Raw genomic sequence first — 8,943 nt, 5'->3', positions numbered from 1 at the left:
AAGCTCAACGGCCTCGATCCGCTGGCCTATCTCGCCGACGTGCTCGACCGCATCCATGATCACAAGATCAACAAGCTAAATGAGTTGCTGCCGTGGAATTGGGTGCCACTGCCATCCGTGACGGACAGTCAAGCCGCGTAAGCTGCGGTATCATAGACGCGGTGACGGTGCCAATGGCGCGGTTACGTAATTCCCGATCACAGGCGCAGAGTCTCAGTAGCCCATTTGGGCCAGGACCAATCCAGCGAGCTGAACCATGGTCTTCGAATGGTTTTGCCATTCAGCATCCATGCCAATGCGCTAGCCGCACGTTCTCGCGTATGGACCTTAAGCCAGGCCGCGTCGCGTGACAGCGCCGCGTGTCAATCGTCCTTTTGTGTCGCAGCGGATACACCGTAGCGGTTCGCGCCTTTCTGCACGTCGCATATATGCGAGCGTAGGGCCGCGACGGCGCCGTCGATGTCTCCGGATCGGCAATGATCCAGGACGGCCTCATGTTCTGCATGGGCGCGCATCATGTCGTCGTGGCGTATAAGTTCCACGCGCGTGTAGTGATTGGAACTTTGTAGCAGCCCTGACACGATCTGTATCGATTTAGGCCGGTCGGTGCCACGATACAAGGTAAGGTGGAATTTCGCATTCAACTCGCCGAAACGCTGCTTTTCCGCGCCGGCGATCGCGTTGCCATAGGCGGTGTTGATGTCTTGCAGCTCGGCGAAATCATCCGGTCCGAGATTGGGCAGAGACGCCGCCAGCAACTTCGTTTCGAGCAAGGCGCGCAGGTCAAAGAGATCTGCGATCTCGGCCTCGGAGAAGCCAGCCACGACGGCGCCGCGCCTTGGCTGAAGGTTGACCAGCCCCTCGCTGCTTAGCGCCAAAAGCACTTGGCGGACGGGCACGCGGCTGACGCCGAATTCCTCCGCTACGGTCTCCTGCCGCAAAAGCGTGCCGGGCGCGTAACGACCATCCATGATCGCCTCTCGCATTTCGACCAGCAGCAGGGAGGTCACTGTCGGGTTCTTATCGTTGCTTTGTGTCATCTGAATTGTCCCCGTCGGCTACCTGAGGCAGCTACATCGTTTCCCGGTGCGTATAAACACGGCATTTGGCCGCCGGAAAATAGTACTTAGTAATTTTGGATCCAAAACCATTGACTTTAAAATTGGATCCAAAATATGCTGCCGTTGAGGAAAAAGTTCAACGGCAAAGAAGCCACGTCACGCCACGAGGATTAAGCTTATGAAAAGACGCGATTTTATCAGACTTACTGGCTCGACCGCTCTTGCGGGTGGCCTCGCGACGGCCGGACTTCCTGTGTTCGCGCAGGCCACCGAACTGTCGATGATGACATGGGGCGGCCTCTGGGGTGCCTCGATGGCTGAGCGGGTGGGCGTGCCCTTCACCGAAGCGACCGGCGTGGAAGTAGTGCAGGACACCGGCTCCTCCCCGGTCGAACGGATAACCAAGATCAAGATCAGCGAAGACGATCAGATCTACGACCTAGTCCAACTGGCCGATGGCGTGGTGCCGCTGGCCGAGGCGCAGGGCACACTCGAGGATCTGGACGTAAACTCGCCAAACCTTCCGTATCTGAAGGACGTGCCCGAGAAGTTCCGCACTAAAGGCTGGGTCGCGATGATCTATTCCGCGCTTGGGATCGTCTACAATCCGGACCTCGTTAAAAATCCGCCGACCAGCTTTGCGGATCTGTGGAAAGAGGAATACGCGGGCCAGATCGTCCTGCCCGCAATTAACCACTCCATCGGGCCATATATTGTTCCTATCGGGGCGCTTGCGGCTGGCGCTGATCTGAAGGACGCCGAAACGGGGTTCGCGAAGCTGCGCGAGCTGGTCGCGCTGGACCCGATCTGGGCGCGCGACACCGATTCGATCATGTCCGCATTGCAGACCGGCGAGGCCGCGATAGGCCTGCTTTACAAATCACAGACTTATACGGTGCTGGCTAATGGCGGTAACGTCAAATGGGTCTTCCCCGAAGAAGGCGCGATCACCTACATGTCCGGGACCGGCATCGCCAAGGGCACGAAGAACCTTGAGGCGGCCGAGAAATATATCAACGCGACCATCGACCCGAATCTTCAAAGCTGGGTGACGGAGGTCTATAACTACGCGCCTACCAATCCCGCCACTTTGGAGAAACTGTCGCCCGAACTGCAGGAGCGGGTCCAATTTACTTCCGAGGAGCAGGAGCGGATCATCAACCTAGACCAAGATTTCATGTCGATGAACCGGGCCGACTGGACCGACATGTGGAACCGCATCGTTGCCGGCGGCTGATCGTCGGCTTGGCTGCGCGAACTTAAGTGACCGGGACCATCCCAAGTGAAAAGTATGAGCCCGAGTGAATAATATGAGAATGCATCTCTATCGGGATCCTGGCGCCTTCAACGGTGCCGGGATCAGCGTTTTGAACCTGTTGCCGAGCAATGGCTGGCCGGTGTCCGCGGTCGCCGGGGGGTTTTTGCTGCCCGAGGCGGTGTCGCGGGTCGCGGATGCGCACGGTCTGATCAAGGCGTCGGAAGATGGCAAGGCAGGTTGCGCCGCGGCGGGCCTGGCTCGCCCGCCGCGCGTGTTGCTCTATGCCGGGCCGTCCGTTGGTTACCCCTATTGGGGCTATTATGCGCATGCACTCTTGTCGATCGGGGTGCCGTTCCGGTGCGTCGGTCCGGACGATATCCTGGCAAATGCACTGGATACCGCGGATCTTCTGATCATGCCCGGTGGCTTTGCCACCTGGGGACTGGACCGTGCCGAGCGGCAAAGCGGGATAGATGCCCGCGTGCGCCGGTTCCTGGCCGGCGGCGGCGGCTATCTGGGATCCTGCGGCGGCGCCTTCTATACGGCAGACGGGCGTCCGGGCTGGCTCGGCGCGTTCGCCACCACGCCGCGTTTCACGCAGGAATATCTGTTGGCGGGCGCCGGCATGATCAGCATTGCGATGGAGGATACGCCACTCGCCGCAGGCCTGCCTTGCGCGCTGGAGATGCCCTACTATCATGGCCCTGTCTACGACGACCCGCACGGAGGCGAGACGATTGCTGCGCGCTTCAGGTCGCTTATCGCGCCATCGAAGCTCTTTATCGACAACCCCTTAGATCCGCAGCGTTTTGAAACGCTGAATAAACGGCCGGCCGTGCTGGCGCGGGCCAGGTTCGAAGGCAAGGGACGGCTCGTAGTGTTTTCTCCTCATCCCGAGATGGGCGAGCATTTCAGGCGCGGTGTCCTGATGGAAGATTACGTGCGGCGATACTTGCCGATCCGGGGCGCGGGGGTCATCGAGAACACACTCGACTTTCTGTGCGCTGACGATGCGGCGGGGTTTCGTTTGATCCACAACGCAATCCACTGGAGCTGCCCCGAAGGGGCGCGCGGCCAGCATGCCGCGCCGAGTGTGCAGTCCCTGCAGATCCAGGATATGCATCGGACCGTCGCCAAGGGCATCGCGCGGCTGCGCGAGATCGCCGCGTCCGAGGCGGCCGGGATGCGCGACATCGGATCGTGGCTGGCCGACCGGCTGGACCGCGAATGGGAGGCGCTGACTGCGGGCTTGGACGCCCTCTCGACCGCGCCGCTCGTAGGCCCAGGAACGGGCGACATTCCTGCCATACTGACGCGCGCCATGGCCGACGCGAATGCATGGTGGGACGGTCCGGGCACCGCCAGTATCCTGCTGGGAGAGGCGTCGGTAATGGCCGAAACCCCGATTAGGATCGTGAGTGCAGCGCTGCGCTGCACGCGGATCGACACTCAAATTGGCGAGGTGCCTCATGGCTGACCCCATCCCCGGCGTAACTTTCGAGGGTATCGAAAAGACATTTGGGACGTTCCAGGCGGTCAAACCCCTGTCCTTGGAGATCAGGCAGGGCGAGCTGTTCTCGCTGCTCGGCCCGTCTGGATGCGGCAAGACCACGACATTGCGTATGATCGCCGGCTTCGAGCAGCCCAGTGCCGGGCGCATACGCATCGGCGCGGACGATGTGACCGGTGATCCGGCCCACCGGCGCAATTTTGGCATGGTCTTTCAGAATTTGGCCCTCTTCCCACACCTGACCGTCAATCAGAATGTGGCGTTCGGGCTGGAAATGCGCCGCGTCGCCAAGACCGAGAGGAAAAAGCGCGTGTCCCATGCGCTGGATCTGGTATCGCTCGGCCATCTGGGCGACCGCTATCCCGCGGAACTGTCGGGCGGGCAGCAGCAGCGCGTCGCACTCGCGCGTGCCATCATCTTCGAGCCCGAGGTGCTGCTGTTGGACGAGCCTCTATCGGCGCTGGATAAGATGCTGCGTGATCAGATGCAGATTGAGATCCGCGAATTGCAACAACGCCTTGGAATAACCACCGTCTTCGTGACCCACGATCAGGAGGAGGCGCTAACGATGTCGGATCGTGTCGCCGTTATGCAGGACGGCAAGCTGCTACAGGTCGGGTCGCCCCGCGACATTTATGACCGACCGCAGACCGAATTCGTCGCAACGTTCCTCGGTGCCGCGAACTTGCTCGAAGGCAAGGTGCTGGGCGTGCAGGGTCGAGATGTGGAGGTTCAGATTGGTGACCAGCACACGCGCGCCACACTGCCCGAGGGCCAAAACCTGAAGGCGGGCGACAAGGTGAAGCTCTCGCTCCGACCCGAGCGAATTCGTCTGGACGAAGGTGGCCCATTGCAAGCCACTGTCCGCTCGGTTGTGTTTCAGGGGGCGACCTGTAGGATCGACTTGACGTTCATGGGTCAGGATATCACCGCGATTCTGCCGAGCGAAGCCGTCCGTGGCCTCGCGCCGGGCGACGAGACAAGTCTAAATTGGAGCGACGACAGCATTGTCGCGCTGGAGCGCTGAGCGATGGGCGGAACATCCTTTTTTAGTCGCCTGTCGACCGTCGGCCTGCTGGCTCCGCCTTTGCTCTTGCTGCTGGTCTTCTTCGTGGCACCGCTGGGCTATCTGCTCTTCGTCAGTTTCATGTCGAACTCCATGTCCGAGCTGTTCGACTTCGTGCCGACGCTGGAAAACTACGCGATCATCTTCACCGATCCATTCTACCACATGATCGTGATGCGGACCTTGCTCTCGACGGGCGTGGTCCTGCTTGCCTGTTTTTTGATCGGCTACCCGGTGGCCTATCTTGCCGCACAGATGACTGCGCGCGGGCGGATCATGATCCTGATGGCCATGATGCTGCCGCTGATGGTGTCCAACGTCGTGCGTGCCTATGGCTGGGTCGCGATCCTAGGCCGACAGGGCATCGTATCGCAGAGCCTTCAGAACGCGGGACTGGCGGATCGGCCGCAGTCATTTCTCTATGATTTCAACGCCGTCACCTTGGGCCTTCTGACGATCCTGCTGCCATTCATGGTGGTGACCCTGACCAATTCCTTGACCACCATCGACATTCGGTATCGAGAGGCTGCCGCTTCGCTCGGGGCCAGCCCGTGGCGCAGCTTCCTGCGGGTGACGCTGCCTCTGTCCAGTCCAGGCATCGCGTCAGGGTTGATGCTGGTCACCTTTCTGACGCTCAGCGCCTACGTGACGATCGCCCTGCTGGGTGGCCCGCGCTACAAGCTGTTGGTCAGTTTCGTCTTCGACAGCGTGTCGTCGTTTCGCTGGCCGAGGGCGGCCGCCTTCGCGTTCACACTCCTGCTGCTCGCCCTGATCATTTCGGCGGCCATCCAGCTCATCGTCCGGCCTGGCCGGGTCCAAGGCCGCAATCGCAACCGAAAGTCCAAGGCATGAATTTCACCGCCCTTTTTCTGCGCCTGATGCTGGTGATCGCACTTGTTCTCATCATGGGGCCGATCCTGACGGTCATTATCCTAGCCTTCAGCTCCGGCGCGACGCTAGAGTTTCCGCCTCCGGGATTGTCGCTAAAATGGTTCGTCGCCTTCTTCGCGCTCGAGGAAATGCGCAACGCGTTCCTTTTGTCCCTCGGGCTGGCACTGGCTTCGGCCTTCGGCTCGTGCCTGCTGGGCGTGATGGCAGCGCTCTACTCCGTGCGGCGCGGCGGCATGCTGGGCGCTATCATGCAGGGACTGGCGATGGCGCCACTGGTCTTTCCGGCGCTCATTCTGGGGCTGGCGCTGCTGATCCTCTATCGCACTATCGGTGTGCCGGTGCTGCCCGGTCTATTTATTGCCCATGTCGTGGTTTGTCTGCCCTACGCGTTTCGCTCCGTCCTGACGTCACTGCAAAGCTTCGACATGCACCTTGAAGAGGCGGCCGCGGCGCTCGGCGCGCCGCCGCTGCGCACGTTCTACCTGATCACCCTGCCGATCATCTGGCCGGGCCTGTTGTCGGGGTTCATTTTTGCCTTCGTGATAAGCTTTGGAGAGTTGAACACAGCGCTGTTCCTGACCGGCCCGGGCATCACGACTTTGCCGATTGAAATCTTCAGCTACCTTCAGTTCCAGGGAAACCAGCTGGTCGTGGCCGCCGCCAGCGCGCTGCAAATCTTAGTCATTCTGGTTCTGCTGTTTATCGCAGAACGTCTTATCGGTTCTCGCGGGATCGTAGGCCGCTAAAAGGAGGCCTGAAATGGCTCGATTCACCACACGTCCCGAGCTTGCGGGCACCTTCGGCGCGGTATCCACCACCCATTGGATCGGCAGCGCCGTTGCGATGGCGATCCTGGAAAAGGGGGGGAATGCCTTCGATGCGGCGGTCGCCAGTGGCTTCGTACTTCAGATCGTCGAACCTCACTTGAACGGCCCCGGCGGCGAGGTGCCGATCATCGCCTGCCCCGTGGGTGCCGTCGCACCCATCGTCATCTGCGGTCAGGGCACCGCCCCCGCCCGCGCCACGGTAGAGGCGATGCGCGAGTTGGAGCTAGAAATGGTGCCGGGCACCGGATTGCTGCCCGCGGTAGTGCCGGGCGCATTCGGCGCGTGGCTGAAACTGCTGGCGGATTACGGCACCATGGAGCTGGCCGAGGTTCTGGAGCCTGCCATTGGCTATGCCGAGCGGGGATTCCCGCTGCTCGGACGAGTGGTCCAGTCCATTCATCCGGTGCGCGATCTGTTTCTGGACGAGTGGCCGACCTCGGCCGAGGTCTGGCTGGACCACGGGGACGTGCCACGTCCCGACCAAATCTGGAAAACGTCCGCTATCGCAGACACCTACCGCCGCATCCTGCAAGAGGCCGCGACGGGGGGCAGTCGCGAGGCCCGCATCGAAGCCGCTCGCCGCAGCTTCTACGAGGGGTTCGTAGCCGAGGCGATTGACACCTTTTACGCAAAGGAGGAACTCTTCGACACGACCGGCCGGCGCAACCCTGGCCTCTTGAGTGGCGATGACCTGGCTGGCTGGCTGCCCACGCAGGAGCAGACGCTCTCAGTGGATTTCAACGGTGTCGAGATCCACAAGACGGGGCCGTGGGGGCAGGGGCCGGTGATGCTCCAACAGCTGCGGATGCTTGACGTTATGGGCATCAAGGACATGGCTCCCGGCAGCGCTGATTTCGTGCATTGCGTCGTCGAATGCGCCAAGCTGGCTTTCATCGACCGCGAAACATTCTACGGCGATCCCGACTTTTCGGACATCCCAATTGAGACGCTGTTGTCGCGGGACTACGCGGCAAAACGCACGGCGGCGATCACCGGCGACGCGGCAGCTGAGCATATTCCCAGTCATCTGCCCGGCGCGGCCGAAGCGCTAGCGCTGATCACCGCACGCGCGGGCAGCGAGGAGCCCCAAGGCCCCGGCGGGGGGGAGGTGACATTCGCACCCCTTCCGGCAGTAGAGGGGGACACCGTGCATCTCGATATCGTCGATCAGTGGGGCAACATGGTGTCCGCCACGCCCTCCGGTGGATGGCTGCAATCCTCGCCAGTGGTGCCTGGCCTCGGCTTTTCAATATCGACACGCGCCCAGATGTTCTGGCTGGACAAGGGACTGCCCTCAACCCTGCGGCCCGGCAGCCGCCCGCGCACCACACTGACGCCCGGACTGGTGACCCGCGACGGCGCGCCGGTGATAGCGCTAGGAACGCCCGGGGGCGATCAACAAGACCAGTGGCCACTGGTCGTCCTCTTGCGCCATCTGCTCCACGGGATGCCGCTTCAGGCCGCCATAGATGCTCCGATGTTCCATTCGCGGCATTTCCCCGGATCCTTCTACCCACGCGAATATGCAATGAACACGATGGCCATAGAAAATCGCTTTCCGCCCGAAGTCATCGCGGATTTGCGTGCACGGGGCCACAAGGTGACCGAGACCGGCCCGTGGGAGCTGGGCCGTGTTTGCGCAGTCGAGCGGCGGGACGGCCTGCTATATGCCGGAGCAACGCCCCGTCACATGCAAGGATACGCCATCGCGCGTTGATCTGACGTTGGTGCAGGGTTGAGCAGTGACGCGTTGGGTGCAGCCGTCGCGCTGAACCCGCGATCAGCGGCAGGCCGTTCCGAAATCCTGGCCTGAAAGACACCCCTTGCAGCCCGCCCCTACCTTTCGTCTAGGCGGCGTGACCGTATTGGCCCCGAGGGGGTAAGGAATGGCTCGTCTCCTAGGGACGCACGGGTGGGTGGACTGAGGGGAAAGGAGTGAAGTCCTAGAAGCTCCAGACACATGTCATGGGGATGGCCCTAGTCGCCACCAGCTTCCGTGACGCAATTCCACCTCCCTCCGTAATTGACTCAAACCCCAAGTTTTCGACGTCGATTTCTACTCGATGGGGAATGCGGCCGGACCATGACAGGGCGCTTATGCAGTTCATCAGCACCAACCCAGCCTGATCTTGTGGCAGGCAGTGCTGATTGCCCGGCTGAGAGAACGTTGATTGAAGTGGTCCCAGAAAACTGGACAGTCGGCTAAGGTGTATCCCAAACCTTTGAAGGGATACGAGAATGGCGAAGCGCCGGAACTTTACAGACCAGTTTAAGGCCAAGGTGGCGTTGGAAGCGCTACGTGGTGACAAGACCGTGCAGGAGATCGCGGC

At 61.3% G+C, this 8,943-nt stretch carries 8 protein-coding genes; 7 read left to right on the top strand and 1 reads right to left on the bottom strand.

Annotated elements, in window-relative coordinates; genetic code table 11:
• Window positions 1–141 (top strand): transposase domain-containing protein (locus BHD06_RS21900; RefSeq protein WP_139784691.1); only part of this gene is annotated, 141 nt, incomplete at its 5' end.
• Between the two features lie 221 nt (window positions 142–362).
• Here BHD06_RS21900 and BHD06_RS21895 read toward each other — a convergent pair.
• On the bottom strand, window positions 363–1,010 hold the full coding sequence (locus BHD06_RS21895) for a GntR family transcriptional regulator (protein WP_176214463.1): 648 nt from the start codon (window positions 1,008–1,010) through the stop codon (window positions 363–365).
• Between the two features lie 229 nt (window positions 1,011–1,239).
• On the opposite strand from BHD06_RS21895, the gene BHD06_RS21890 reads away from it, so the two are divergent.
• The 6 genes from BHD06_RS21890 to BHD06_RS21865 all read left to right on the top strand — a co-directional run bounded on the left by BHD06_RS21890 (window position 1,240) and on the right by BHD06_RS21865 (window position 8,330).
• Window positions 1,240–2,298 (top strand): PotD/PotF family extracellular solute-binding protein, encoded by a 1,059-nt coding sequence (locus BHD06_RS21890; RefSeq protein WP_080459077.1) that lies wholly within the window; start codon window positions 1,240–1,242, stop codon window positions 2,296–2,298.
• A gap of 79 nt (window positions 2,299–2,377) precedes the next feature.
• Window positions 2,378–3,796 (top strand): hypothetical protein, encoded by a 1,419-nt coding sequence (locus BHD06_RS21885; RefSeq protein ID WP_080459076.1) that lies wholly within the window; start codon window positions 2,378–2,380, stop codon window positions 3,794–3,796.
• Complete coding sequence (locus BHD06_RS21880; protein WP_080459075.1) at window positions 3,789–4,856, top strand: ABC transporter ATP-binding protein; 1,068 nt, start codon at window positions 3,789–3,791, stop codon at window positions 4,854–4,856. The genes BHD06_RS21885 and BHD06_RS21880 overlap by 8 nt, the downstream gene beginning before the upstream one ends.
• A 3-nt stretch (window positions 4,857–4,859) precedes the next feature.
• Window positions 4,860–5,747: an ABC transporter permease gene (locus BHD06_RS21875; protein ID WP_080459074.1), complete on the top strand. Its 888-nt coding sequence runs from the start codon at window positions 4,860–4,862 to the stop codon at window positions 5,745–5,747.
• Window positions 5,744–6,532, top strand: a complete 789-nt coding sequence (locus BHD06_RS21870; protein ID WP_080459073.1) for an ABC transporter permease — start codon at window positions 5,744–5,746, stop codon at window positions 6,530–6,532. Before BHD06_RS21875 ends, BHD06_RS21870 begins: the two co-directional genes overlap by 4 nt.
• 13 nt (window positions 6,533–6,545) lie before the next feature.
• Window positions 6,546–8,330, top strand: a complete 1,785-nt coding sequence (locus BHD06_RS21865) for a gamma-glutamyltransferase family protein (protein WP_080459072.1) — start codon at window positions 6,546–6,548, stop codon at window positions 8,328–8,330.
• Window positions 8,331–8,943: the final 613 nt, after the last annotated feature.

It is taken from the genome of Roseovarius sp. A-2 (assembly GCF_002072155.1).
Taxonomy (GTDB): domain Bacteria; phylum Pseudomonadota; class Alphaproteobacteria; order Rhodobacterales; family Rhodobacteraceae; genus Roseovarius.
This window is presented reverse-complemented; position numbering and strand designations above follow the sequence as displayed.